Genomic DNA, 23,646 nt, shown 5'->3' with positions numbered 1-23,646 from the left:
ATGATTTCCTCCCAGATGTCTGCTTTGTTGCCGTCCCTGGCGGGGCTGGGACGCCGCGCCGGGCGCCTGCCGCGCCTGCGGGGCTGGGAAAGTCTGCTGGTGTGGTTTTCCCTGCTGGCCCTTTGGTATCTGGCCACGCTGGGCCAGGATGCATCGGCCAATCCTTTGCTGCCGGCACCGAACGTGGTGGCCTGGGCCTTGTGGGCTTCCCTGCCGGAGCTGTGGGTGAGCTCCCTGTCCTCGGCGAAGATCCTGTTGCCCGGGTACTTCCTGGCCATTGCCCTGGCCGTGCCCGCGGGTCTGGTGGTGGGAACCTATGTCGGTCTTCAGCGGGCCTTCCTGCCTTTTGCCCGGGCGGCGGCGCCGGTGCCGCCGACGGTGTACATCCCCTATGCCATCGCCGTGCTGCCTACGTTTCATCTTTCCGCGGTGTTCGTGGTGTTCATCGGCGCCTTCTGGCCGATCTTCCACAACACGGCCCTGGGGGCCGGTTCCGTGCCGGGGCTGTGGCGGGACAGCGCCCGCACGCTGGAGCTGGCGCGCCTGGAGTACCTCTATCGCGTCGCCTTTCCGGCCAGCCTACCGCAGATATTCGCCGGCATGGGGGTCGGGCTTGTCTTCAGTTTCATTCTGCTGACGGTGGCGGAGTTGTTCGGCGCCGCCGAAGGGCTTGGACGCTTTGTCCATATCCACGCGGACTATGCCAACTACCCCCAGATGGTGGCCGGCATCCTCTACACGGGCTTCGTCGCCGCGGTTTCCATGGCCGGCCTGGAGTGGATCAGGCACCGGGTGCTGTTCTGGAACAAGTGATCCTGCGTCGTTGAATCCATTCAAGGAATCTGTAATGAAACGTTCGTTTATCTGCTGGATTGCAGTGATTTATCTGGTGCTCATGTCGCTGCCTGGGGCATGGGCCGGTTCATCCAAGCCCTGGGTGATCTACGTGAAGCAGGATACCTGTCATGCCTGCGCCATGTTTGAGCACGGTGCGCTTTCTCAGTCGCCCTTCAAGGCTATCCTGGATGACAGCCTGACCCTGGTGACCGTGAACATTGATACCCAGGATCGCCTGACCCTGCCGGGCGGGGATTCGGTTGCCGTGGGGGATTTTCTGACACGGATGCAGATTCACGGCAGTCCGGCACTGGTGTTCTTCAATACGGAACAGGAGCCGATCCTGGTGCGCCAGGGCAGCGGGCAGTCATCGGAAGGGTTGGCATTGGCGGCCCGCTACGTGCTGGACGCCGCCTATGAAGAAGCCCCCTTTGCCGTCTGGCTGGAAGGGAGGCGGCGTTAATGTCCGTTTCCAAACTGGTGTCGCTGCGCGCCGCGGTGAGGCGCTTCGCCTTCAACGGCATGCAGTATGCCAGCGGTGCGGCCCTGCCCATCGGGGCCGATGCCCTGGTGTTTGGCTCCGAGATGATTCGTCAGGGGATCGGAGATATCCATCTGGTCTCCCATTGCGCCTCGCAGCAGATGAACCTGCTGGTGGCCGCCGGGGCGGTGAAAAGCATTGAAACGGGATTCACCGGGCTGGAAGTGTTCGGTTTTGCTCAAGGTCTGCGCCGCAAGGTGGAGTCCGGCCAGGTGCGCCTGGAAGATTATTCCAACCTGACCATGCCGCTTCGCTATCTGGCTGCCGCCCTGGGTCTGCCGTTCATGCCCACGCGGGTCAACATCGGTTCCGACCTGCAGTACTGGAATGGGCAGGACGCGGCGGCGTTGGATGGAAACGAGAAAATTCCCCTGATCGGCGATCCTTTCCAGGAAGGGGGGCGTGTCGGTGCCTTGCGGCCGTTGGCACCGGATCTGGCGGCCATTCACGTGACCCTGGCTGATCCCCAGGGCAACGGCATCATGATCGGCAGTGAATGGAGTCGATGGGAGTTGGCCCGGGCGGCTAAACGCGTGGTGCTGATAGCGGATCACATTGTGGATACCGCTTGCATGCGCCAGTTTCCCAATCTGGTTCGCATCCCCTCGGCCCTGACCGATGCGGTGGTGTGCTGGCCGTTATCGGCCTGGCCCCAGTCCTCGCCCGGCGTTCATGACGTAGACGAGGCGCAGATGCGGGCCATGAATCAGGCCCTGGGCAATGACGCCGACACCCGTAATTTCCTGGGAACCTTTGTTTTCGGTTGGGACAGTCATGCCGATTTCATGGCGCTGATCGGCAGTGCCCGCAGTGAAGCACTGCGAAGAACGGAGACCGCATTTCTGCTGGACCCCTACCGGCAGTGGTTCCTTTCCGATCGGCAGATCACCGAACTGACCCAGGCGGACTGACCCATGGACTACACACCACAGGAAATGATGGCCATTGCCACTGGTCGTGAACTCAAGGCCGGTGAATTGGCGATATTCGGTGTCGGCTTGTCCATGTTGGCGGGTTTTTTTGCCCAGCACTGTCATGCGCCGGGACTACAGTCCATTACCGAAGGCGGTGTGTTCGGTGCCACTCCGGTGGGTGGACTGCCTTGGGGCATCGAATGTAACCGATTGGCGGTGAATGCCACCTGCTTCAGTGGGGCCCTTGATGCCCTGGGGTGTTTCGTAGCTTCGGGTCGCTGTGATGTGGGGGTCATCGGGGCCGCTCAAGTGGATCGGTTCGGCAATGTGAATACCACTGGTATCTGGGGCGGTCGTCCTCGCAGCCACCCTCCGCAGGTTCGCCTCTCCGGCAGTGGCGGCGCCAATGACATCGCCTGTGGCGCCGGGCGTTTTGTCGTCATGCTTCAGCATGAGCGCAAGCGTTTCGTGGACCGGGTCGACTACATCTCCTCGCCAGGATATCTCTCCGGGGGAGACGCTCGTGAGGGTTACGGCTTTCCTGGGCAGGGGCCCACCGCCGTGGTGACCAGTCTGGGCATCCTCCGCCCCCATCCGGAGAGCCGCGAACTGCTGCTGAGCGAGTTTTTTGAATTTTCCGATCCTGAAATCATCCGGCAGGAAACCGGCTGGGATCTGCAGGTTTCTCCCGACGTGCAGGTGACGCAGCCGCCAACCCCCCATGAGCTGGAAGTGCTTCGTAGGGTGGATTCCACCGGGATGCTCAGGCGACGTGCCTAAATCATGACAATCCCGGATGCAGGATATGACCCATTATGAGGAATCACGCATGACAGCAGTGACTCAGGCCACTCCCTCCCTTTTGATGCACCAAGAGGGCGAGGGCGTGGTGTACTTGACCTTGAACCGGCCCCGGTCCCGGAACAGCCTGTCACTGGATCTGATTGAGCAATTACACCAGCAGCTCAACGACTTGGCCGTGGATGACACGGTAAAGGTGGTGGTGTTGGCGGGCGTCGGCCCGGCCTTTAGCGCAGGGCACGATCTGAAGGAGATCCAGGCAGGAACTCAGTCCCTTCACGAGACTCTTTTCAATCGCTGCAGCGAGATGATGTTGACGCTCAAATCCCTGCCCATGCCCGTGATCGCGCAGGTTCACGGCATGGCTTCGGCGGCGGGGTGTCAGCTGGTAGCCAGCTGTGATCTCGCCGTGGCGGGGCGATCGGCGCAATTTGCCGCGCCCGGGGTCAACATCGGCCTGTTTTGCTCCACCCCGATGGTGCCCCTGTCTCGCGCAGTACAGCCCAAGCATGCCCTGCACATGCTGCTGACCGGTGCCCCGATCGATGCCGATACCGCTTGGCGCAAAGGCCTGGTGAGTCAGGTGGTGGACGATGAAGCGCTGGCGGACACGGTATTGCGGCTGGCGCGCAGCATCGCCGGCAAGTCGGCCTCCAGCATCCGGATCGGCAAGGCCGCCTTCTACGAGCAACTGGATCTCCCAGAACGGGAAGCTTATGCCCTGGCAGCGCGGGTGATGACGGGCAATCTGCGTCAGCCGGATGCCCAGGAAGGCATCAGCGCCTTTTTGGAAAAACGCGCCCCAATCTGGCGCTGAATGATTTTTTGAGGACAGCAGGATGAGTATCGCATCACCTTATTCGGTTGAATTCACCGGGCTTGGGAAAAATCGCGGCCGCTATTGGCAAGAGGATATCGAGACCTTGCCGCGTTCCCGTCTGGAGGCGGTCCAGTTGGAGCGGTTGAAGACACACCTGGCTTGGGCCTATCAGCGTTCACCATATTACCGAAAGGCCTTCGATGATGCCGGTGTGCATCCAAGACGGTTTCGTGCGTTGTCCGATATCCAGGCATATCCCTTTGTGGACAAGCGGGTGGAACGTGATCGACAGATGGCTACCCCCTTGCTCGGCGATATGCTGGCGGTGCCTGAGCGGGAGGTGGTATTTGTGTCGGCGTCCTCGGGCAGTACCGGCACGCCGACCTTGAGCCCCTTTACCGCCCAGGATTTCGATACCTTCCAGGATATTCAGGCGCGGCTGTTCTGGGCCGCCGGCATGCGTCCCGATGACCGCTATGTGCATGCGCTGAACTTCACGCTGTTCGTGGGTGGGCCGGATGTGATCGGGGCCCAGCGCCTTGGGGCCTTGTGCTTCTGGGCGGGTGCTGTCCCTTCGGTTCGCTTGCTGTACATCATGCGCGAATTCCAGCCCACCATGACTTGGACCACACCCTCCTATGCTTGGCACCTGGGCGAGACCGCCCGTGCTCAGGGGATCGATCCGGCCAGGGATCTCTCAATCCGCCGCATCATCGTGGCCGGAGAACCGGGAGGATCGATTCCTGCCACCCGGGAGGCCATCGAGGCGATTTGGGGGGCGAAGCTGTTTGATTTTTATGGGATTTCGGATATCTACGGAGCCTGTGCAGGGATGTGCGAGGCCAGGGATGGTTTGCATCTGGTGGAAGATGATCTGTTGCTGGAGGTGCTGGACCCGGACACCGGTGAGCCCGTGGAGGACGGTACGCCGGGGGAAATGGTGCTGACCACCCTGACCAAGCGCGCCCGACCCATGATTCGCTTCCGCACTGGGGATATCGTGACTGCCGACCGCTCACCCTGCGCCTGTGGCAGGACCCATGCCCGCATCAAGGTCATCGGTCGTCGGGATGACATGATCATCATCAATGGGGTGAATGTTTTCCCCTGTGATGTGGAATGTGTGATCCGGGCCATTCCGGGAGTGTCGGGGGAATACCGTATCGTCGTCTACAAAGAGGACCACCTGAGCCGTTTCGATATCGAATTGGAGCGCGCTGATAAGACTGGAGATCCGGAAGCCTTGCGCAGACGGGTGGTGGAAGACATCAAGACTCGCCTGGGTGTGCGTCCCCGGGAGGTGAGATTGCTTGAGCCGGGAAGTCTGCCTCGCACCACCCACAAGGCAAAGCGGGTTCTGGATCTGCGCAAGGAATGAGAACGATGCATGAAAGTGTCTGGTTGGGGCGGGGCGGGCAGGGGGCCTTCACCGCGGCGCGGTTGCTGGGTCTTGCGGCCGTGCGCTTTGCCGGTCGGCATGCGCTGGCTTTTCCCTCCTTCGGCCCCGAGCGACGCGGGGCGCCGGTATGGGGTTTCGTGCGCATCAGTGACGACCCCATCCATGACCGTGGCACGGTCATGCAGGCGGATGCGGCCATCATTCTGGATGCCTCGCTGGTGGGGCAGGTATCCCTGAATTTTCTGCGCCCCGAGACCTTGGTGATCATGGATGACTCTACGGGCGTCCCTCCGCCGCTGGGCCGTGTGGTCCGGGTTCCGGCCCGGGAAATGGCTAGGGAACTCTTGGGGACAGAGCACACCAACACGGTGTTGCTGGGTTTTCTCATCGGTCTCACCGGCCTGTTGCCGGTGCCCGCCGTTCAGGCCGCCATTGAGGCGGATTTCGGTCATGGGGGGCGTGCATCCAGCAATGCCGATGCATTCCTGCGGGCTGTTGAACACAGTACCGGTGCTTCCTCCCTGGTGGTGGCCTCATGAGTGCCCCCGATTTTCCTGGGGGCAAACTGCCTTTGACCCGACGGGCAAATAGGCCTGTGGATGACTGGCCAGCCGCGCCCCAGGCCCCCGGGGCAAACCTGCCCTTGGACAATGCCGGCTGGCGTACTTTGTGGCCGCGGATTCTGGCCCATTGCAATGGCTGCGGTTTATGTGATCTGTACTGTCCGGATGCTGCCATTGCCTGTCCCAGAGGCGAAATTCCCCGCGTTCTTGAGCGGTGGTGCAAGGGATGCGGGATTTGTGCCCGGGAATGCCCCCAAAAGGCCATCATCATGGTTGACGAACACAGTAGGTCTGAAGATCCCCGATGAGTGAGCGACATTTTCTTTCCGGCAACGAGGCCGTGGCCCAGGCCGTGCGCCTGTGTCGCCCCCGGGTGGTGGCGGCCTATCCGATCACGCCCCAGACCGTGGTGGTTGAGCGCCTGGCGCAAATGGTGGAGGCTGGGGAACTGGATGCCCAGTTCGTTCACGTGGAATCCGAACATTCCGCTTTGTCCCTGGTGATGGGTAGTGCTGCCATGGGGGTGCGCACCTTTACCGCCACCTCTTCCCAGGGGCTGTTGTACATGGCGGAGTGCCTCTATTACAGCGCCGGCGGGCGGTGGCCATTGGTGATGATGAACGCCAATCGGGCCCTGGCATTGCCCTGGAATATCTATGGCGACCAGAGTGATGCCCTGGGGCTGATCTCCTGTGGCTGGATCCAGGCCTATGCGGAGTCCGTTCAGGAATCCCTGGATATGGTGATACAGGCCTATGCACTGGCGGAAGATCCGGCGATCCGCACTCCGGTACTGGTGAACCTGGATGGATTCGTGCTTACCCATACTTATGAGCCGGTGGACCTGCCGGAGCAGACCGATGTGGATGCCTTTTTGCCGTCCGGGGATCTTCCCGAGGGGTATCCCGGCACCTTCAGCCTGACCCAGCCCACCAGTTTGGCGATCACTGCCGGACCTGGCGACTATCCGGCCTTCAAGTACAGCCAGCATCGGGACATGTCTCGGGCCCTGGCACAGGTGAACGTCATCGCCCGCCGCTTTGCTCAGCAGTTCGGGCGGTACAGCGGTGGACTGACGCAGTCTTATCGGTTGGAGGATGCACAGTTCGTCATCATCACCCTGGGCAGTGTGTCCGGCACAGTCCGGGCCGCAGTCGATGAAATGCGTCGAAGGGGTGTGCCGGCGGGCATGCTGAGACTTCGTTACCTGAGGCCGTTTCCCTCCGCCGAGATTCGCAAGACCCTGTTCGGTGTGGGCCGTACCGCGACGGTGGCAGCCATCGGGATCCTGGAAAAGGACATTTCTTTCGGTCATCAGGGCACGGTCAGCCTGGAGATCAAGGCCGCCCTCTACGAGCAGGGCCAGCACCACCCCTTGCCTCCGGCGATCAACCTGGTGGCGGGACTTGGGGGACAGGACATCCGCATCGAAGATGTGTGCGGCCTCTTTCAGGACCTGACCGCCTTGGCCTGCGGGGAGCCCCGTCGGACTCTCCAGTTTATGGGTATGGAGATGTCCCCATGAGCATCTCTGTGAAGACACTGTCCCGGACTGAACCGTTTGTAGGTCACAAGGCGTGCGGTGGCTGTGGCGGCAGCCTGGTCCTGCGCTGGGTGCTCAAGGTATTGGGCGAGCGCTGCTATGTGGTCATTCCGGCAGGTTGCATGTCGGCGGTAAGTTTCGTCTATCCACAGATGGCCATCGGCGTCAATGCGATGATTGCCCCGTTCGCTGCCACGGCGGCGGTGCTCTCCGGCATCGCGGCAGCGGTGCGAGCCAAGGGACTTGAGGACGTGCATGTGGTGGGCTTTGCCGGGGACGGAGCCACCGCTGACATCGGTTTGCAGGCTTTGTCGGGGGCCTTTGATCGTCGCGAGCGGATTCTTTATATCTGCTACGACAACGAGGCCTATATGAATACCGGCATACAAAAGAGTGGCGCCACACCCTGGGGGGCGCGTACCACCACGTCTCCGGGGGGCTTTCGACCCTCCCTGAGCGATCCCAAGAAGGATCTGCTGCGTATCGCCATGGCCCATGGCATCCCTTACGCAGCCACCGGTAGCGTGGGTTATCCTAGCGATTTGCTGAAGAAGATCCAGCGGGCATCCCAGGTGGATGGTCCGTCGTTTCTGCATGTCTTTGCCCCTTGCCCTACCGGCTGGGGGTGTGGTTCCGATACCGCCATTCAACTGGGTAAAGGGGTCGTGGATACCGGCCTGTGGCCGTTACTGGAGTGGGATGGAAAGGCGTTGACCATCAGTCGCACGATCAACCGTTTTGCGCCCCTGGAGGATTATCTACGCCTGCAGCGACGTTTTGCTTCCGTGACGCCCGAGGAAATATCGGCTGCCGAAACAGCCCGTGATGAGCGCTGGCGGGAATTGCGGCGGTGGGTTCGGGCAACGGGCGCAACCGATTAGAACCGGGACATGACCTCCGGATACGCAAGCAGTTTGAGGCGTTGCACCTTGCCCGAAGGGCCTTTGGGCAAGGCCGTGACCTGGTGGATGCGGGCAGGGGTTTTGAAACCGCCCAGTTGATCTCGGCAAAAGTTGATCAAATGCGCTTCCGTGCATTGTGTACCGGCACAGAGTACGACAGCGGCCTCGATTTCCTGTCCGTAGTTCGGGTCGGGAACGCCGACGGCGGCAGCTTCCAGCACGGCTGGATGGCGCAATAGGGCTTCGTCGATCTCCCGTGGGGAGATATTCTCGCCACCCTTGATGATCAATTCCTTGATTCGCCCGGTGACATGGTAATAGCCATCCTTGTCACGATAGCCCAGATCACCGGTACGCAGCCATCCATCCCTGGTGAATGCCTTCCAGGTTTCAAGAGGTGCGTTGTGGTACCCGGGAGTGACGTTCGCGCCGCGAATCTGGATCTCTCCGATCGCTCCGTCCGTCAGCGGGATGTCTGTGTCGGGGGCTGCGATGCGTGCTTCGTTTCCGAAGGGTTTGCCGGGACTGCCGATCCGGCGCAGTGGCGGATCCAGCGGATTCGTGAGGCAGGGGGCTGCGGTTTCGGTCAGGCCCAGGGTTTCAATGATGCCGATTCCGAATCGGTATTCGAAAGCCCGCTGATGATCCGGGGGCAGTGGGGCGGAGGCGGAACGGCAAAAGCGCAGGCTGGTTGGCTGTTTTTCGCCGGGCGAGATATGGTGCTCGTCATCGCTACCAGCCAGTAGGTAAGCCACGATGGTCGGTACGACGTTCAGCCATGTGCATGCCCCCTCCGCGGCCTGTTTCCAGAAAGCACTGGCGCTGAATCGTCTCGGCATGACTAGGCTACCGCCATGCCAGAGCGGGGCGAGAACCGTGACCACCTGTGCATTGATGTGGTAGAGGGGCAAGATGGCCAAGACCCTGTCGTCCGCCCCCAGTTCGTGGGCCTCGCTGACGTACCTGGCACCGGCAATCAGATTGCCATGGGTCAGGCGAACGCCCTTGGGATGGCCAGTGGTGCCAGAGGTGTACATCAGCAGGCTATCGTCTTCCGAGTGTGGTGTGGGCCAGGGCCAGGCCTCGCGGGTGTGTCCTGTCTCTTCCTGCCGTTCCCATTGCGCCGGGCTGTCCGGATCAAGGGGAATCAGGCTGGGGGGGCGGTGTGCCAGTTCTCGGGCTGCATTGAGGGTCTCGACCTGTTCAAGCCCGGCAAACACGACACGCACTCTGGCGTGTTCGAAGATGAAGGCCAACTGCCGGGGCTGCGCCAGCAGGCTCAGGGGCACGGCAATGGCACCGGCGGCCTGGATGCCGATAAACAATTGCACGCTTTGCAGGCCATTAGGCAGCAGGTAGGCAACCCGCTCTCCTCGTACCACCCCACGCTCGGCAAGGAAACGCGCCAGTCGGAGGGCATTACCCAGCAGCCGGCCCAGGGTCAGAGTGTCGCCGGTGTCCGGGAAATGGGCGTATTCATGATCCGGATGCCTCCGGGCGCGGGCTTCAAGAAGGCCACGCAGATTGTCAAAGGGCATCATGCTCACCTGCCGTATCTCTGCCAGTAGTCGCCCAGCAGGGCTGAGGGGCTGGTTTCCACCGGAGCTATGGGGCGGACAACCCGAGTGATGTTCAGGAAATGGCGGTAGTTCAGATTGTCGGAAAAGCCGTTGCCACCCCAGGTGCCACACCCCATGGACAACGAGAACGGCAAACCATTGTTGGAAGCACCACCGGTTGCCACGCAATGGATCTGATCCAGGATCACGCGGCAGACCGGCAGAAACGTCGCCGCCCGCAGAGCTTCCTGTTCGTCGGCGCCATGCAGTCCGACGGAATGGCCTTTGCCCTGATAGTTGTAAATGCGCGTCACCAGATCGAGGGCGGCATCGAAATGACCGACTCGGTAGAAGGTCAGCACTGGCGATAGTTTTTCACCGGAGAAGGGGTGGGCAGGTCCTGCACCGGTTTCTTCCACGATCAGAAAGCGCGCACTGCGAAAACGCGCTTCATCCAGCCCGGCCAAGGTGGCAATATGTACCGCACCCTTGCCGATACACGCGGTATTGAGTCCGCTTTCCTGAAACAGGATTGCCTGCAGACGGGCTTTTTCCTCTGCGGTAATGACGACACCGCCTGCGTCCACCAGCGCCGCCAATAGGACGTCTGCCGTGGGCTCGATGGCGATGACACTGTTTTCGGAGGAACAGCTGGTGGCGTGATCAAAGGTCTTCGAGTAGGCGATCCGTTCTGCCGCAACGACCGGGTTTGCTGCAGGCAGTACGATGGCGGCCACATTGCCGGCCCCCACACCCAGTGCCGGTTTACCGCTTTTATAGGCCGCCTGTACGTTGGCCCGGGATCCCGTTGCCACCACCAGGTCTGCCTGACGCATGAGTTCCGCGGCCAGTGTTTTGGAACCCGGCAAAGGTAGCTGCTGCACCAGGTCGGTGGGCAGTCCGACCTTGCGTAACTCCCGGTGGATGAATTCCAGTAGCATGTTGCAGGTGGCCGCCCCTTTGGGTGAAGGAGCAAGGATGATTGCATTGCGTCCCTTGAGTGCATTGATGACATTGTTGGCGGGGGTTGCCGCGGGATTGGTGGAAGGTGTCAGCGCCGCCACGACTCCCACTGGACGGGCGATTTCTGTCAAACCGGTTTTTTCGTCATGATGGATGACGCCGACGGTTTTGACATCCCTGAGATCCTGTAACAATCCCAAGGTTTTTCGGTAATTCTTGCGAATCTTGTCATCCACGTTTCCCAGTTCAGTATCCAGCACTGCCTGTTCGGCCAAGCGCCGGTTGCGTGAAGGCTCCAGAATGGCCCAGGCGGCCCCCGCCACAGCCGCATCCACGGTGGCCTGATCAGCAATGCTGAAAAAGGACTGAACCGCCCGGGCATTTTTGATCAACTGGGAAACAGTCTTTGCAGCTTGACTATCATGATCCCGAATATCGGCATCAACCATTGATGTCACTCCTTAGCGCCATGGGCGGCGTATTTGCGCAGCAGGCGACGGGGCGGTCTGAAAGCATCGCGCCGGAAGGGTGCTCCAAGGGCCTGGGTGAGGCGCAGATTGATGACTGTGGGGCGTTCACTTCTGATGGCGGTGCGCAGGGCGTCGCCAATCTGGTCTTCGTGACTCACACTGATCCCTTGTGCGCCCATGGCCTGAGCAACCACGGCAAAGTCCGGGTTTTCCAGTTCGGTGCCCAGGAAGCGGCGATCGAAATAGTCAATCTGGTTGCGTTTTTCTGCACCCCATTGACCGTTGTCGAAGACCACGGCGACCACCGGGATGTTTTCTCTGACGCAGGTCATTACCTCCGCCAGACTCATTCCCCAAGCCCCATCGCCAACATAGGCGATGGAAGGTCGATCAGGGCGACCCACCTTGGCGCCGATGGCGGTTGGGAAGGCGTAGCCGCAGTTACCAAAGCTCATGGCCGCGAAGAAGGAAGCGGGCTTTTCGAAGGATAGGTAGCTGTTTGCCACCGAGCAGACATTGCCGATATCCGTAGCCACCATGGCGTTTTCCGGGCGTGCCCGCGCCAGTTCCGCCAATGCCCTCCGCGGGTCCACGCGTCCATGGGCATTAGTGCCCGCGAAGCCCGCGAGCTCTTTTTCCCAGATCTGCTTCTCGGTGGAGATCCGCGCAAGACGGTCCGCATCAGGGGGCATGGGTCCGCGAAGTTCTCGTATCGCCGCTGTCAGTGCCTCTGCGGCATCACGGGCATCGCCATGAATGCCCAGCGCAATTTTCTTGACAAGTCCCAGGACACGGGGGTCGGCATCAACTTGAATGATCCTGGCCTGTTCGGGCCAATAGTCCAGACCGTACTGAGGCAGGGTTCCGAAGGGACCAAGACGGCTCCCCATGGCAAGCACCACATCGGCTTGCGAGATGAGGCGCATGGCGGCTTTTGAGCCTTGGTATCCCAGCGGGCCTACCGCCAGTGGGTGGCTGGCGGGAAAACTGTCGTTGTGCAGGTAGGAATTCACCACGGGGGCCGACAGTGTCTCGGCCAGTTCCGCCAGCTCCGACACGCCATCTGCCATGATCACGCCGCCGCCGGCAATGATGACCGGAAATGCGGCATCGGCAAGCAGGCGGGCTGCTTCACGGATGTCCTGGTGATTGCCGGGACCGAGCCTGACGCGAAACGGGGCGGGGATCTCGGTTTCGATCTCTCCATAGAAATAATCACGGGGGATGTTGACCTGAACAGGTCCCCGTTCCTGCAATGCGTAGTGGAATGCACGGGCAGTGAGTTCGGCGATTCTGGCCGGACTGTTTACGTGGGTCTGCCAGCGGGTGATCTTGGAGAAGATCGGCATCTGGTCGGTTTCCTGGAAGCCGCCAAGGCCGGCGCTGGCGCTTCCGGATTCGGGGGTAATGGCCACCACCGGGGAATGGGCCCAGTAGGCGGCGGCGATGGCGGTGACGAAGTTGGTGACGCCGGGGCCGTTCTGGGCGATGCAGACACCGTGACGACCGGTGGCACGGGCGTAACCATCCGCCATATGTGCCGCATTCTGCTCATGGGCCGTGGAGATGAAACGGATCCCGGCCAACGGAAACAGGTCATGGGCGTCCATGTAGGCCGAGCCGACGATACCAAAGACATCGGATACGCCGTGAGCCACCAGGGTCTCGACGAAGGCCTCTGAGGGGGTCATGCGCTGTTTTGCTTCGTGGACAGCCATGTCGGGGCTCCGGGATATGGATTTGAACAGCCGATTCTAGGTCGCCCCCTCCACTGGGAGAACCAACGAATCCTGCAAACCTTTTCTTCAATCCGGGAATGGTTTCAAATCTCCATCTTCTTGAAAAGCATAAAAGAATTTCTTCGTTTACCCGTCTTGATGCAGGTCCTACTGTGGCGCAACAAAGTCATGTTGACGGGAGCCACGGTGGGTACGATGAACTGCAGGACTGACAGTCGAGAGGGAGTCGAGACCCTTTGCGTGAAGGGGACGGCCATGACCGGCGAGGCCCCATGGAGTTGATGACCTTGCTGCTCAGCGGCCTGCAGCCGATTCACTTGCTGACGCTGGTGGCCGGTATCGGGGGAGGATTGCTGCTGGGGGCCATGCCCGGGATCAGTCCGACACTCTCGGTTGCATTGCTGGTGCCCTTCACCTTCCATCTCCCTGCCGATACCAGCCTGATCCTGCTGGGTTCCGTGTATGCCGCCAGCATCGCCGGGGGGGCGATCAGCGCCATTTTGATCAATGTGCCAGGCGCGCCCGCCAATGTGGCCACGACGTTTGATGGCTATCCCATGGCCCGGGCGGGTAAGGCCCAGGAGGCCCTGCAAGTGGCATTCACGAGCACGTTGGTGGGTGGCATGGCGGGCATGCTGGTATTGATCTTTCTCGCCCCCGTGGCGGCGCCCCTGGCATTGGCATTTGGTCCGGCGGAGATGTTCTGGGTCGCGGTACTGGGCATTACCGTATTGGCCTCGATGGGCACCGGATCCGTGGTCAAGGGATTGTTTGCGGGTGCCTTCGGCATCTGGATATCGATGATCGGTATCAGCACGACCACGGGCACGCATCGCTTCGTATTCGCCGATTTTCTGGAGGGCGGCATACATATCGTTGTGGCTCTGATCGGTCTGTTCGCCATCCCTCAGGTGCTCGCCCTGCTGGCTTCGGATGAATCCCGCTATCAGCAAGGTCCGCGGCGGCGGACTCCCAGTGCGCTGGCAAGCGTGGTCTGGCGCACCCTGCGTGAACGCATCGCCCTGGCGACCGGGACCGTGGTGGGAGTGATCGTCGGTATCATCCCCGGTGCCGGTGCCCAGGTGGCGAGCATCCTGGCGTATGACCAGACCCGCAAATTCAGCCGTAATAACCATGCATTCGGCCAGGGGGACCCGCGCGGTGTGATCGGGTCGGAATCGGCCAACAGCGCAATGGTGGGGCCATCCTTGATACCCCTACTGAGCCTGGGCCTGCCGGGGAGCCCCACGTGCGCGGTCCTGCTCGGGGCGCTGTTGATACACGGTATTTTCCCGGGGCCGCACATCTTCACCACCAGCGGGGATGTGATCTGGGCCTTCCTGGGCGCGCTGTTGCTGGGACAGGTGGTGATTTTCTTCCTGGGGCTGCTGCTTGCCAGGAGTGGTTGCCTTGTGACCCGAGTACCCAATGAGTTGCTGGCCGCGGGGATTCTCGTGCTGTCGGTGATCGGGACCTTCAGCATCCAGCATAACGTGGGGGACGTCATCATCATGGGGTGGCTGGGCGTATTGGCTTACGTGGGTGCCAAGGCCGGTTTCCCGCCGGCACCCATGGCCCTGGGGGTGATCCTTGGCCCCATTGCCGAAGGCAATTTCCAGATGGGGCGCACCATCGCTGCCGCTGGCGACGGCACCCTTCAGTATTTCACGTCAGGAACCCTCTGTCTGGTGCTGATGGGGCTGTGCCTGGCGTCTCTGGCCTACGGCCTGCTGATGCCGGGACGCATAGTCCAATCCGCTCATTCCGATCGCCTGCCTGTTCGGGAGACATCATGAGTGCTCGACACCGGCAACTCGTGATTGGCCTGGGTGCCACCGCAGTGGCGGTCATGCTGCTGGCCCTGGGTTTGGCGGCGGGCCAGATCCAGGTGTTCATCTTCCCTTTGGTGATCGCCGCGGCAATGGTGATATTTGCGTTGGTGACCACCTTGCAGGGCTGGGTCATGCCACCGTCACCACCGGCGAGAGTCGCCGCACTCCCTGGTCAGGGTCGCCGCCGGGCCGGGCGTTTGCTCCCCGGGGTGCTGGTCATCGCCGCTTATCTGGCCGCACTGGAGACGGCGGGCTTCTTTCTTTCCAGTTGGCTGACCTTTGCCGCCATCTCGCTGATCTATGGACCGCGCCCGCTGGGACCTGGGGCAGTGATCACCCGATTGCTCATTGCCGCCGTCTTCATGCTGGCGGTGTACCTCTTGTTTCACCGGTTTCTGGCGGTGCAGACGCCCAGGGGCTGGTTGTTCTAGTCGAATCACCGGAGGGCCGGTCAATCGGATGTCCGGTGTTTTCCCATTTAGCCACTATTGATGGATTCAGGAGATTTTTCGCATGAGCAAGACACTGTTTTCCCGCACTGTGAAAGCCGCCCTTGGGCTGGGCCTTGGATTGGCCATGGGTACCAGCGTTGCAGCGGATTACCCGGTAAAACCCATCAGCCTGACCGTCGCCTATGGGCCGGGAGGGGCCACCGATTTTCAGGCCCGCATCGCCACGATGACCGCAGCCGAAGCCCTGGGTCAGCCGGTGGTGATCGTAAACCGGGCAGGCGCCGGTGGACGCGTGGGGTGGAACTGGGCAGTGGAGCGGGGCGGCAAGGACGGCTATGACCTGATCGCCTACAACCTGCCGCACAAGATTGCTCAGTGGACCGCCGATGCAACGGTACGTTACAACGCCGATAACATCATCCCCCTGGCCAACTGGGGCTCTGATCCCGCAGTGCTGTTCGTTTCGCGCAACAGCCCCTTCAACACGGTGGACGATCTGGTGCGCTTTGCCCGCGACAATCCCGGACGAGTGACGGTTTCCGGGGCCGGGCTGCACACCGGTCACCATATCGCGGTCCTACAGTTGGAACGGGCGGCGGATATCAAGCTTAATTTCCTGCCGGCCGAGCAGGGCGGCGTCCAGGCGCTGCAGTTCGTCATCGGTGGACAGGTTCAGGCGGGATTCAACAATCTTTCCGATGTCTGGCGTAATCAGGATCAACTGCGCGTACTGGCCATTGCCGCCAGTGAGCGGGACGCGGATTTCCTGCCTGAGGTGGCAACTTTCCGTGAGCTGGGTCTGGATATCGATGATACCAGCACCAACCTGCGAGGCATCGCTGCCGTAAAAGGCACACCACCGGTTGTACTGGATTTCCTGGCGGAGCGCTTGCCGACGGCCTTTAACCACCCCACCGTACTCAGCCGTCTGAAGGATACCGGTTCTCCGGCCCTGGTGCTGGGTAGGGAGGATACCGCCGCGGTGTTTGCTGAACGCACCCGGGTCATTGAGGACCTGCTGCGTGATCTTGGCCAGTGAACATACCTCATGGTCCCGCATGACACTCATGATTTTGTTGTGGTGGGTGCCGGCTCCGCTGGTGCCGTTCTGGCGGCCAGGCTGAGCGAGAATGGGCGCTACAGTGTGCTCCTTCTGGAGGCCGGTCCGAAGGACCGGTCTCCCTGGATCCACCTTCCGATGGGTTACGGCAAAACCATGTTTCATCCGGTGCTCAACTGGAGGTTTCTGACAGAGCCCGAGTCAGAGATGGGCAACCGGCGCATCTATTGGCCGAGGGGACGATGTTTGGGGGGATCCAGCGCCATCAATGGCCTGATCTATATTCGTGGGCAATCCGAGGACTATGATCACTGGGCGCAGCTCGGTAATCCGGGATGGTCCTGGAAAGAGGTTTTGCCCTATTTTATGAAAGCGGAGGGAAATGCCCGTGGTGATGATGCCTATCACAACAGCCGAGGGCCTCTGAAGGTTTCCGATATCGCAGATCCGCATCTGTTGATGGAGGCCATTATCCAGGCATCGGAATTCATGGGGGTGCCCTACAATGGGGACTTCAACGGTAAGTGTCAGGAAGGCGTAGGTTATTATCAGCTGACGACACACCGTGGCATCCGTTGCTCAAGCGCCAGTGCCTATTTGCGTCCCGCCCGTTCCCGGCCCAATCTTCGTATCCGGGAGAAGGCACATGTCACCAGGCTGACGATCTCCGGAACCCACATCACCGGGGTGGAATACCAGCAAGGCGGAGACCTGCATCACGTTTGTGCCGCCAAGGAGGTCTTGCTGTGCGCCGGTGCCATCCAGAGCCCGCAGCTATTGGAGCTCTCCGGGGTGGGTAATGCCGCTCATCTGGCAGCCCACGGCATCCGGGTTTTTCACCACCTGCCTGGGGTTGGCGAGAATCTGCAGGATCATCTTCAGTTGCGGATGATGTTCGAGGTGAGCCGTCCCGTCACCACCAACGACGATCTGCGCACCTGGTTCGGGCGAACCCGAATCGGCCTGAAATGGCTGTTGGCCCGCAAGGGGCCGCTTGCCATCGGGATCAACCAGGGCGGACTCTTTACGCGGGTTATGCCGGGGGCCACCCGCCCGGATATTCAGTTTCATTTCGGCACGATTTCCGCCGATGCGGCGGGTGATAAGCCTCATCCCTGGTCTGGCTGTACCTTCTCGGTGTGTCAGCTGCGCCCTGAATCTTCAGGGTCCGTGCACATAAAGACAGCCGATGCCAGGGTTCCACCGAGCATTCGGCCGAACTACCTGTCTGCGGAAGCGGATCGCGCCGTAGCAGTAAGGGCATTACGTTTTGGCCGCATGCTGGCAGCCGCCCCCCCGCTCCGGCCGTTGCTGATGGACGAATATCGTCCAGGGGCGACCGTGCGGGCAGATGATGAACTGTTGCAATTCGCCCGTGATCATGGTGCCAGCATCTTTCATCCAGTAGGCACCTGCCGGATGGGCTCGGACCCGGGGGCGGTGGTTGATGCACGTCTGCGGGTGCGGGGCATGTCAGGCCTGCGTGTCGTAGACGCTTCAATTATGCCCAAATTGGTGTCAGGCAATACTCATGCGCCAACGGTGATGATCGCGGAAAAGGCGGCGGAAATGATCTTGGCTGACCAGTAGTCTCGCGCATTTCCCTCAGCCCTTACAGGCCGATATTTCCACTTGACATCCATCTTTGAGGCGACTCATATGTCGGAAAAAAAACTTGCCATCATTGCCACCAAGGGTTCTCTGGACTGGGCTTATCCACCGTTCATCCTGGCCTCCACGGCGGCGGCCCTGGGGTATCAGGTGCAAGTTTTCTTTACCTTTTACGGCTTGCAGTTACTAAAGAAGAAGCTGGACCTGCAAGTGACTTCTTTGGGCAATACCGGCATGCCCATGCCCGTTTCCATGCCGGTTCTGATGCAGGCTTTACCGGGTATGCAAAGCATGATGACGATGATGATGAAAAGGAAGATGAAGGCAAAAGGCGTGGTTGGTATTGAAGAATTAAGGGGTCTTTGCCTGGAGGCCGAAGTGAAGATGATTGCCTGTCAGATGACGGTGGATCTATTTGATATGCCGCCAAAGGACTTCATTGATGGCGTGGAATACGGCGGAGCGGCAACCTTCTTTGAATTTGCTGGCGAGTCGGATATATGTTTATTTGTTTAGGGTTTTCTGAATAGGTCATTCCCGCGCAAGCGGGAACGCAGTCATAGAGTGAAAATTCTGGGCTCCCGCCTTCGCGGGAGTGACGGAAGGGGCGGGAGGTGACGGAAGGGGTGTGATGGAGGGGGTAGTGACGGAAGGGGGTAGTGATGGAAGGGGGCTTGTTCAGTGTTTCCTTAGGCGGCGTGTGCGCAATGCCGATGTACTGGTCATGCAATGCGCACCTGCTCTTGCTGATAAGGTGCATCCAGGGTATTGCCCCACTCGGCCCAGGAACCTGGATAGGCGCGAATCCTGGGGAAGCCGAGCAGGCGTCCTACCAGCCAGGTAAGTCCCGAGCGGTGATGGGTCTGGCAGTGTGTGATCACTTCCTTATCCGGGGTGATGCCCAGTATTGCCAACTCCTTGAGTAAGGTTCCTCGGTCCCGGATTCTCAGGCTGCGGCCTTGATCCAGGGCGCTGGTCCACTCGAAGTGCACCGCCCCTGGAATGTGTCCTCCATTGTGAGCGATTATCTGAATTCCGGCGTATTCTTCAAATGATCTCGCATCCCAGACGACCACGTCCGGATCCTTGTGGTGGGCCAGCAGATACTCCAGATCCACATGTGTACTGGAATCCAGTTCCTCGAAACGGTATTCCGTGGCCTGTGGCCGTCGCGAAGGGGAACCAGATTTAATGGGAAGTTCATCGTCTACCCAGGCGTGGATACCCCCGTTGAGGTAGCTGTAATGGCGATGGCCAATGGTTTCCAGTAGCCAGAGAAAGCGTCCCGCCCAACCGCCCCCCTCGTCATCGTAGGCCACCACATGGCGATCGGGTGTCAATCCGATTTCGCTCAGCAGAGCCTCCATTTCCAGATGGCCCGGGATCAGACCCGGTACCGGAGAGCCGGTACGTTGCAGTCGCCGGAAATCAACAGCCACTGCCCCGGGCAGGTGAGCCTGCATGAAAATCTGGGGTTTGCTCAAATCAATAATTAACAGATTCCGTTCCTCCAGCCTGGAAGCCAGGGCCTTGGGTTCAATGACTAGTGGCAGTGAGTCGCTCATGTCGCATGTATCCTTGATCATGATTTATGTCAGTGGGCGTCAAAGCGGAACAAACCGTCGCTGATTCGTTGGGGAGAAGACGGTGGAATGGTTTGCAGCTCGGCAACAAAATGGCCATCGATATAATCCATATCGCCTCCTGGCAGGTATTCGATATGGGAAATCGTGACGATACATCTCCCTGGTGACGTTGCGGACAATAGGTCTGCACCATGGTGAAATGTCAGCTGCACATCTTCATGGTTGTTGCAGTGATAGCTTCTTGGGGATTGAATTGGAGCAGCGATACTCAATTGCCAGCTTTGTTCTTCAGGCGTGCCCGCTCGCAGTGTCGCGGTGATGTCAAGGTTACTATGGGTTGCCGATGAGTTTGCATCGGCGACAGGGTCTGTGTAAACGGCATAAAGGATGCCGCCGATAGTGCCGCTGATACCGGAATTCAATTGGCCTGCCTGATTGTGTCTCCACTGGGGTAAATCGATGACAGTTACACCATGCTTTATGCCGTTTCTATCTTCATACTCCACATCACTCAGCTTACCATCCGTCCATATATGGAGACGCACTTTGCGCAAGTCGGCTATATCGCCGATGGTGAGCGTTATAAAGCCTGCTTCACTTCGGTTGTCTTCGATTTTCAGGAGATCCGTGGCTGCTACCGAAAGATCATCTTCGCCTTGAAAAAACAGGCTGCCATCGCTACCGATCACCAGTTGTGTCCATGCTGGCCCGGGTCCGATGTAGACGTTGCGTGGGGTGTAGGTGCCGCTGAGGCAGGTGATGAGCACGGTACCACTTGCATCGCCGCAGGTAAGTTCCTGTGTTGGGGGCGTCCCCTCCGGTGGATCCGTGGGCTGCCCCGTCCCCCCTGCGGAAGAAGAGCCGTCACAGGCGGCCAGCAGCAGTGCGCTGAACAGTAACAGGCAGGGGAAGGCGGTGTATGGCGTCATGGCCGTTGCTCCTGTGCCGGAAGCGGGGGAACGGAAATGCTCACAGTGAAGGCTTCAAAGTGCGTTTTAACGGCTTCACGGTAGGCCTGTTTGAGCAGGCGCAGGGTCTCGGGGTCCAGGTGTTCTGCTTGACGCAGAACCGATAGATAAGTCCGTTCGTAATGTTCCCGTGGTGCTACATGTATACGTAGTTCAACGCGTGCACCTTCCGCTGGAACCAAGGGCAACGGGGCGCTCAGCTGACGTGAAGATCCAGGAGGAATCCGGGTGTCGAAGTATTCATGTTCCAAAGTCACATCCACATGCCAGCCGATGATGTCTTCAGCCAGATCCACTATAGAGCCGTCGGCCATGGCAAGCCTCAGACCCGCAGTGATTTTGGCCACCATGTAGGTCGGCAGATAATGTCCGGCGCCGACGTTGGTCATGATCGCGGTCACCACGCCGTTGTCTATGCGCAGATCTACCGCCAGCGCTTGGCGAATCAACTCGGCGGAATGCACGCCGTGCCATTGATGCTTGCGATCCGGCATGTGGCAGGATTGGCAATGTTCACCCCGTTGGGCAAACTCACTGGCGCGCCACTGACGCCAGGTGTCCTCCCTGAGCTTTCCGGCGGTGCGGGGGCCGTCATTCGGAAATTGATGACAGGTGGCACAGAAGCGACTGTCCTGAAAGGCGGCGGATTGGGTGACTCCGTCATGGGGCATGGCGCCCGTTTGCCTTTCTTCCCTGGGAGGAGGGCCGTAGCGCTGGTGCCCGCGCACATGGCAGCCGGCACAGGACAGGCCCTGATGGCCAAGATCATCAGGGACGTAGTCCGGGGGCGGAGTCGTCGGGGCACCAGCCCAGCCGTGTTCAAATGCCATCAAGGCTCGCTGTTCAGCCAGTGGTGCATGGCAATCCATGCAGCGATTGGCTTCAACTTGTCCCATTAAGCGAAACTGCCAGAGTACCCCCGCCGTCATGGAGCGGCTGTGAAGGCTGTTGCTCCAGTCTTCATATTGCTGAACATGGCACTGACCACAGGCCTGTGGGTGCAGGGAGGCCTCAAGTCCGGAAAAGTGTCGGGGTGGGTTGCCTTGGGGGGCAATGGGGTGTTCCCAGTGCTGGCTGAGAAACACCTGTACGGTATCGGGCGTTCTCATGTGGTGCCATGCCGACAATGCCAGTATTGCCGACAGGAGCAAGGCTACCAGCGTGATGAACCCTGTCCGCGCTGAGCGTCTCATCAGGATTTGCGGATCGTCCAGGTGAAGGTGCCCTCGTTTTCCCGCTGGTCCGTCAGGTCATGACCGCCGGCGCTGCACATGTAGCGAATGGACTCACCCGAGGAGGGGTTGTCGAAGATGATCGTCAGGGTATCGTTGTGGCTGATCTTTTTTAGTGCCTTCTCCGCATATACCTGGACATGAGGGCAGCCATACCCCCGTACATCCAGAAGGTAGTCCGTCTCATTTTTCTTTTCGAAGATGACGGTGTCTCTGAGTTTGATTGCCATGGGTTGTCTCTTTAGTCGATTCAAAAATCAAGCCCGCTGCGGGAAATGCGCCAGTCAATCCAGGCCTTGAGCAGCTTGACTGCGATATACCCCCCAACGACCATGCCGATGAGGAAAACCCAGCCACTGGGGTCACCGTTGGTCACGGTGGCAAAAAATGCACCAATGTTGCAGCCCATGCCGATGCGTGAGCCGATACCCATCAGTGCGCCCCCAATGATTGCCATGAGCGCAGTTTCGGTGCTAGGCCACTTGAGTTTGAATTCACCGCGTATATTGGCAAGCATGGCGGCACCAAGGATGATGCCGATCGACATCATTCCAGGTGCATTCAGCAGCGGGTTGGGAAGCCCGTTTTCCAGTCCAAAGAATATATTGTCACGCATCTCAAGGCCGAGTTTTTCCAAGGCCCACCCACCCCACTGAGCTTCCTGGGTGGTGATGTACCAATAGCCCGGGTCAAAAACGGTATATTGAATTGAAAGCCCGGCATCATATCCCATGTCAGCTAGAAGTTCGCCAAAATTAAAAATGTCGAAATGATCCCGCAGCTCACCCGTTATCAACATCTGCAAGCCGGCAAATACCCCCAGCCCGAAACCCGCTAGTGCAGTATTTTTCGACTGGGATATCATGGCCCAAAAACCTTTGATATCACTGGGGTGGCGGTTGGTGGAGGCCAAGTGATTTCTCAGATAGATTCGGCGATAGTTGAAAAAATATAGAGCTGAAAGGATTAGCATGGCCGGCAATACCGATACCAGCAGTGAATTTCCGGCAAGATAGCCCAATAGTGATGAAGGTAGCTGAAAGAAGTCAGCGGCCGTTGTACCGCTGAGTTGCCATAAATAACCGGCGGTAAATTGATCGAACCAGCCTTCCGTGACGCTCAATTCTTTCGGCATTTCCAGTTCAGCGGCAGCCAGTCGCCATTGTGAAGGCAGCAGTCTGTCGGCAAGGCCGCCCGCAGTCACGAACCAAGCCTGTGAAAAGGAAATTGAAAAAAGCACCAGCAGTGCCGCCATATTCCCTTCACCGGTCTTATAGAGAGAACTGGACGCACATCCACCACTGAACACCATGCCAAGTCCAAATATCAGTCCACCGATCAGTACGTGCCACCCAATGGGGTGGGGGTGAAAGGTATTGAATCCGGCCTGCTTGATGAATGCAGAAACAATCGCATAAAGGATGATGGCGATCATGACGCCCACCGCCATGCGTGGCACCCCGACGGCGAAAAGATCACGCACGGCGGATGCCATGCAAAAGCGGCCATATTGCAGCAGGACGCCATAGATGACGCCAAACCATGCGTAGATCAGCAGGTAGATGAAGCGGGTGTCAATGCTCAGATAAAGCAGGGATGACAGCACCAGCACCATTAAGGCGATGCCGGAAATCATGAAGCCTTTCCTGCGAACGCCGTATCGGGTCAGAGTAATGACTGATTCCTGACTTTCGGACATGATATGGGTGATCCTGAATCAGAAGATGAATTGGAATCCGAGCGTGGTTTGGTGGCTATCCTGAAGTGCAGGATTGTTTGGAACCGGATTTGCGTAATCGAATTGCTGATGTTCCAGTGTCAGTTTAAGACTCTGTCCGTCCAGGTAATAGTTAG

General features: G+C 59.5%; 23 protein-coding genes and 1 pseudogene. 15 read left to right on the top strand and 9 right to left on the bottom strand.

What is annotated here, in order from left to right:
* The 10 genes from LQ952_RS11030 to LQ952_RS10990 form a co-directional block, all read left to right on the top strand.
* Positions 1-813, top strand: an 813-nt coding sequence (locus LQ952_RS11030) for an ABC transporter permease (protein ID WP_238622695.1), incomplete at its 5' end; no start/stop codon positions are given.
* A 34-nt stretch (positions 814-847) separates the two neighbouring features.
* Positions 848-1,300, top strand: coding sequence for a thioredoxin domain-containing protein (locus tag LQ952_RS11025; RefSeq protein ID WP_238622694.1), 453 nt, complete (start codon positions 848-850; stop codon positions 1,298-1,300).
* Positions 1,300-2,289, top strand: coding sequence for a CoA transferase subunit A (locus tag LQ952_RS11020; protein WP_238622693.1), 990 nt, complete (start codon positions 1,300-1,302; stop codon positions 2,287-2,289). Before LQ952_RS11025 ends, LQ952_RS11020 begins: the two co-directional genes overlap by 1 nt.
* A gap of 3 nt (positions 2,290-2,292) precedes the next feature.
* Complete coding sequence (locus LQ952_RS11015) at positions 2,293-3,072, top strand: CoA-transferase subunit beta (protein ID WP_238622692.1); 780 nt, start codon at positions 2,293-2,295, stop codon at positions 3,070-3,072.
* Positions 3,073-3,121: 49 nt separating this feature from the next.
* On the top strand, positions 3,122-3,910 hold the full coding sequence (locus tag LQ952_RS11010; protein ID WP_238622691.1) for an enoyl-CoA hydratase: 789 nt from the start codon (positions 3,122-3,124) through the stop codon (positions 3,908-3,910).
* Between the two features lie 22 nt (positions 3,911-3,932).
* Positions 3,933-5,291, top strand: a complete 1,359-nt coding sequence (locus LQ952_RS11005; protein ID WP_238622690.1) for a phenylacetate--CoA ligase family protein — start codon at positions 3,933-3,935, stop codon at positions 5,289-5,291.
* A 5-nt stretch (positions 5,292-5,296) separates the two neighbouring features.
* Entirely contained in the window at positions 5,297-5,851 is a 555-nt protein-coding gene (locus tag LQ952_RS11000) for a 2-oxoacid:acceptor oxidoreductase family protein (RefSeq protein WP_238622689.1), read from the top strand.
* Entirely contained in the window at positions 5,848-6,183 is a 336-nt protein-coding gene (locus LQ952_RS16060) for a 4Fe-4S binding protein (protein WP_430733770.1), read from the top strand. Before LQ952_RS11000 ends, LQ952_RS16060 begins: the two co-directional genes overlap by 4 nt.
* Entirely contained in the window at positions 6,180-7,400 is a 1,221-nt protein-coding gene (porA, locus tag LQ952_RS10995; RefSeq protein ID WP_238622688.1) for a pyruvate ferredoxin oxidoreductase, read from the top strand. Before LQ952_RS16060 ends, porA begins: the two co-directional genes overlap by 4 nt.
* Positions 7,397-8,299, top strand: coding sequence for a thiamine pyrophosphate-dependent enzyme (locus LQ952_RS10990; protein ID WP_238622687.1), 903 nt, complete (start codon positions 7,397-7,399; stop codon positions 8,297-8,299). Before porA ends, LQ952_RS10990 begins: the two co-directional genes overlap by 4 nt.
* Here the strand turns inward: LQ952_RS10990 and LQ952_RS10985 are convergent.
* The 3 genes from LQ952_RS10985 to xsc are packed head-to-tail and all read right to left on the bottom strand — an operon-like array spanning position 8,296 to position 13,030.
* Positions 8,296-9,858, bottom strand: coding sequence for an AMP-binding protein (locus LQ952_RS10985; RefSeq protein ID WP_238622686.1), 1,563 nt, complete (start codon positions 9,856-9,858; stop codon positions 8,296-8,298). The genes LQ952_RS10990 and LQ952_RS10985 overlap by 4 nt on opposite strands.
* Positions 9,859-9,863: 5 nt before the next feature.
* The gene (gene sauS / locus LQ952_RS10980) at positions 9,864-11,291 is read right to left on the bottom strand and encodes an acylating sulfoacetaldehyde dehydrogenase (protein ID WP_238622685.1); all 1,428 of its coding nucleotides are present in this window, start codon (positions 11,289-11,291) and stop codon (positions 9,864-9,866) included.
* Positions 11,292-11,296: 5 nt separating this feature from the next.
* The gene (gene xsc, locus LQ952_RS10975; protein ID WP_238622684.1) at positions 11,297-13,030 is read right to left on the bottom strand and encodes a sulfoacetaldehyde acetyltransferase; all 1,734 of its coding nucleotides are present in this window, start codon (positions 13,028-13,030) and stop codon (positions 11,297-11,299) included.
* Between the two features lie 293 nt (positions 13,031-13,323).
* On the opposite strand from xsc, the gene LQ952_RS10970 reads away from it, so the two are divergent.
* From LQ952_RS10970 to dsrE2, 5 genes are all read left to right on the top strand, one after another.
* The gene (locus LQ952_RS10970) at positions 13,324-14,847 is read left to right on the top strand and encodes a tripartite tricarboxylate transporter permease (protein WP_238622683.1); all 1,524 of its coding nucleotides are present in this window, start codon (positions 13,324-13,326) and stop codon (positions 14,845-14,847) included.
* Positions 14,844-15,314: a tripartite tricarboxylate transporter TctB family protein gene (locus tag LQ952_RS10965; protein ID WP_238622682.1), complete on the top strand. Its 471-nt coding sequence runs from the start codon at positions 14,844-14,846 to the stop codon at positions 15,312-15,314. The genes LQ952_RS10970 and LQ952_RS10965 overlap by 4 nt, the downstream gene beginning before the upstream one ends.
* A gap of 82 nt (positions 15,315-15,396) precedes the next feature.
* Positions 15,397-16,374, top strand: coding sequence for a tripartite tricarboxylate transporter substrate binding protein (locus LQ952_RS10960; protein ID WP_238622681.1), 978 nt, complete (start codon positions 15,397-15,399; stop codon positions 16,372-16,374).
* 9 nt (positions 16,375-16,383) lie between these two features.
* Positions 16,384-17,985, top strand: coding sequence for a GMC family oxidoreductase (locus LQ952_RS10955; RefSeq protein WP_238622680.1), 1,602 nt, complete (start codon positions 16,384-16,386; stop codon positions 17,983-17,985).
* Between the two features lie 69 nt (positions 17,986-18,054).
* The gene (dsrE2, locus tag LQ952_RS10950; RefSeq protein WP_238622679.1) at positions 18,055-18,522 is read left to right on the top strand and encodes a sulfur carrier protein DsrE2; all 468 of its coding nucleotides are present in this window, start codon (positions 18,055-18,057) and stop codon (positions 18,520-18,522) included.
* A 206-nt stretch (positions 18,523-18,728) separates the two neighbouring features.
* Here the strand turns inward: dsrE2 and LQ952_RS10945 are convergent, their stop codons facing one another.
* The 6 genes and pseudogenes from LQ952_RS10945 to LQ952_RS10925 all read right to left on the bottom strand — a co-directional run bounded on the left by LQ952_RS10945 (position 18,729) and on the right by LQ952_RS10925 (position 23,491).
* On the bottom strand, positions 18,729-19,571 hold the full coding sequence (locus tag LQ952_RS10945; RefSeq protein WP_238622678.1) for a rhodanese-like domain-containing protein: 843 nt from the start codon (positions 19,569-19,571) through the stop codon (positions 18,729-18,731).
* 29 nt (positions 19,572-19,600) lie between these two features.
* Entirely contained in the window at positions 19,601-20,521 is a 921-nt protein-coding gene (locus tag LQ952_RS10940; protein ID WP_238622677.1) for a hypothetical protein, read from the bottom strand.
* The gene (locus tag LQ952_RS10935) at positions 20,518-21,231 is read right to left on the bottom strand and encodes a hypothetical protein (protein ID WP_238622676.1); all 714 of its coding nucleotides are present in this window, start codon (positions 21,229-21,231) and stop codon (positions 20,518-20,520) included. Before LQ952_RS10935 ends, LQ952_RS10940 begins: the two co-directional genes overlap by 4 nt.
* A gap of 174 nt (positions 21,232-21,405) precedes the next feature.
* A pseudogene (locus tag LQ952_RS16055) lies at positions 21,406-21,669 on the bottom strand (multiheme c-type cytochrome); the annotation flags it as partial.
* 83 nt (positions 21,670-21,752) lie between these two features.
* Entirely contained in the window at positions 21,753-22,022 is a 270-nt protein-coding gene (locus tag LQ952_RS10930) for a sulfurtransferase TusA family protein (RefSeq protein ID WP_238622675.1), read from the bottom strand.
* 20 nt (positions 22,023-22,042) lie between these two features.
* A complete protein-coding gene (locus LQ952_RS10925; protein ID WP_238622674.1) occupies positions 22,043-23,491 on the bottom strand; it encodes a YeeE/YedE family protein in 1,449 nt (482 codons plus the stop codon).
* Between the last annotated feature and the right edge of the window lie 155 nt (positions 23,492-23,646).

Source organism: Ectothiorhodospira lacustris (assembly GCF_022227785.1).
GTDB classification, from domain to species: Bacteria; Pseudomonadota; Gammaproteobacteria; order Ectothiorhodospirales; family Ectothiorhodospiraceae; genus Ectothiorhodospira; species Ectothiorhodospira lacustris.
Note: the sequence above shows the minus strand (reverse complement) of the source record. Positions and strands in the feature narration are given on the sequence as shown.

What these genes read in the sequence shown, in the direction of transcription:
- LQ952_RS11025 (WP_238622694.1), top strand. Translation starts at nt 848, where the DNA reads ATGAAACGTTCGTTTATCTGCTGGATTGCAGTGATTTATCTGGTGCTC.
- LQ952_RS10935 (WP_238622676.1), bottom strand. Translation starts at nt 21,231, where the DNA reads ATGCCCCATGACGGAGTCACCCAATCCGCCGCCTTTCAGGACAGTCGC.
- LQ952_RS10970 (WP_238622683.1), top strand. Translation starts at nt 13,324, where the DNA reads ATGGAGTTGATGACCTTGCTGCTCAGCGGCCTGCAGCCGATTCACTTG.
- LQ952_RS11000 (WP_238622689.1), top strand. Translation starts at nt 5,297, where the DNA reads ATGCATGAAAGTGTCTGGTTGGGGCGGGGCGGGCAGGGGGCCTTCACC.
- LQ952_RS16060 (WP_430733770.1), top strand. Translation starts at nt 5,848, where the DNA reads ATGAGTGCCCCCGATTTTCCTGGGGGCAAACTGCCTTTGACCCGACGG.
- dsrE2 (WP_238622679.1), top strand. Translation starts at nt 18,055, where the DNA reads ATGTCGGAAAAAAAACTTGCCATCATTGCCACCAAGGGTTCTCTGGAC.
- LQ952_RS10930 (WP_238622675.1), bottom strand. Translation starts at nt 22,022, where the DNA reads ATGGCAATCAAACTCAGAGACACCGTCATCTTCGAAAAGAAAAATGAG.
- LQ952_RS10925 (WP_238622674.1), bottom strand. Translation starts at nt 23,491, where the DNA reads ATGTCCGAAAGTCAGGAATCAGTCATTACTCTGACCCGATACGGCGTT.
- LQ952_RS10985 (WP_238622686.1), bottom strand. Translation starts at nt 9,858, where the DNA reads ATGCCCTTTGACAATCTGCGTGGCCTTCTTGAAGCCCGCGCCCGGAGG.
- LQ952_RS10945 (WP_238622678.1), bottom strand. Translation starts at nt 19,571, where the DNA reads ATGAGCGACTCACTGCCACTAGTCATTGAACCCAAGGCCCTGGCTTCC.
- LQ952_RS11020 (WP_238622693.1), top strand. Translation starts at nt 1,300, where the DNA reads ATGTCCGTTTCCAAACTGGTGTCGCTGCGCGCCGCGGTGAGGCGCTTC.
- LQ952_RS10965 (WP_238622682.1), top strand. Translation starts at nt 14,844, where the DNA reads ATGAGTGCTCGACACCGGCAACTCGTGATTGGCCTGGGTGCCACCGCA.
- LQ952_RS11005 (WP_238622690.1), top strand. Translation starts at nt 3,933, where the DNA reads ATGAGTATCGCATCACCTTATTCGGTTGAATTCACCGGGCTTGGGAAA.
- sauS (WP_238622685.1), bottom strand. Translation starts at nt 11,291, where the DNA reads ATGGTTGATGCCGATATTCGGGATCATGATAGTCAAGCTGCAAAGACT.
- LQ952_RS11015 (WP_238622692.1), top strand. Translation starts at nt 2,293, where the DNA reads ATGGACTACACACCACAGGAAATGATGGCCATTGCCACTGGTCGTGAA.
- LQ952_RS10960 (WP_238622681.1), top strand. Translation starts at nt 15,397, where the DNA reads ATGAGCAAGACACTGTTTTCCCGCACTGTGAAAGCCGCCCTTGGGCTG.
- LQ952_RS10940 (WP_238622677.1), bottom strand. Translation starts at nt 20,521, where the DNA reads ATGACGCCATACACCGCCTTCCCCTGCCTGTTACTGTTCAGCGCACTG.
- LQ952_RS11010 (WP_238622691.1), top strand. Translation starts at nt 3,122, where the DNA reads ATGACAGCAGTGACTCAGGCCACTCCCTCCCTTTTGATGCACCAAGAG.
- LQ952_RS10990 (WP_238622687.1), top strand. Translation starts at nt 7,397, where the DNA reads ATGAGCATCTCTGTGAAGACACTGTCCCGGACTGAACCGTTTGTAGGT.
- xsc (WP_238622684.1), bottom strand. Translation starts at nt 13,030, where the DNA reads ATGGCTGTCCACGAAGCAAAACAGCGCATGACCCCCTCAGAGGCCTTC.
- porA (WP_238622688.1), top strand. Translation starts at nt 6,180, where the DNA reads ATGAGTGAGCGACATTTTCTTTCCGGCAACGAGGCCGTGGCCCAGGCC.
- LQ952_RS10955 (WP_238622680.1), top strand. Translation starts at nt 16,384, where the DNA reads ATGGTCCCGCATGACACTCATGATTTTGTTGTGGTGGGTGCCGGCTCC.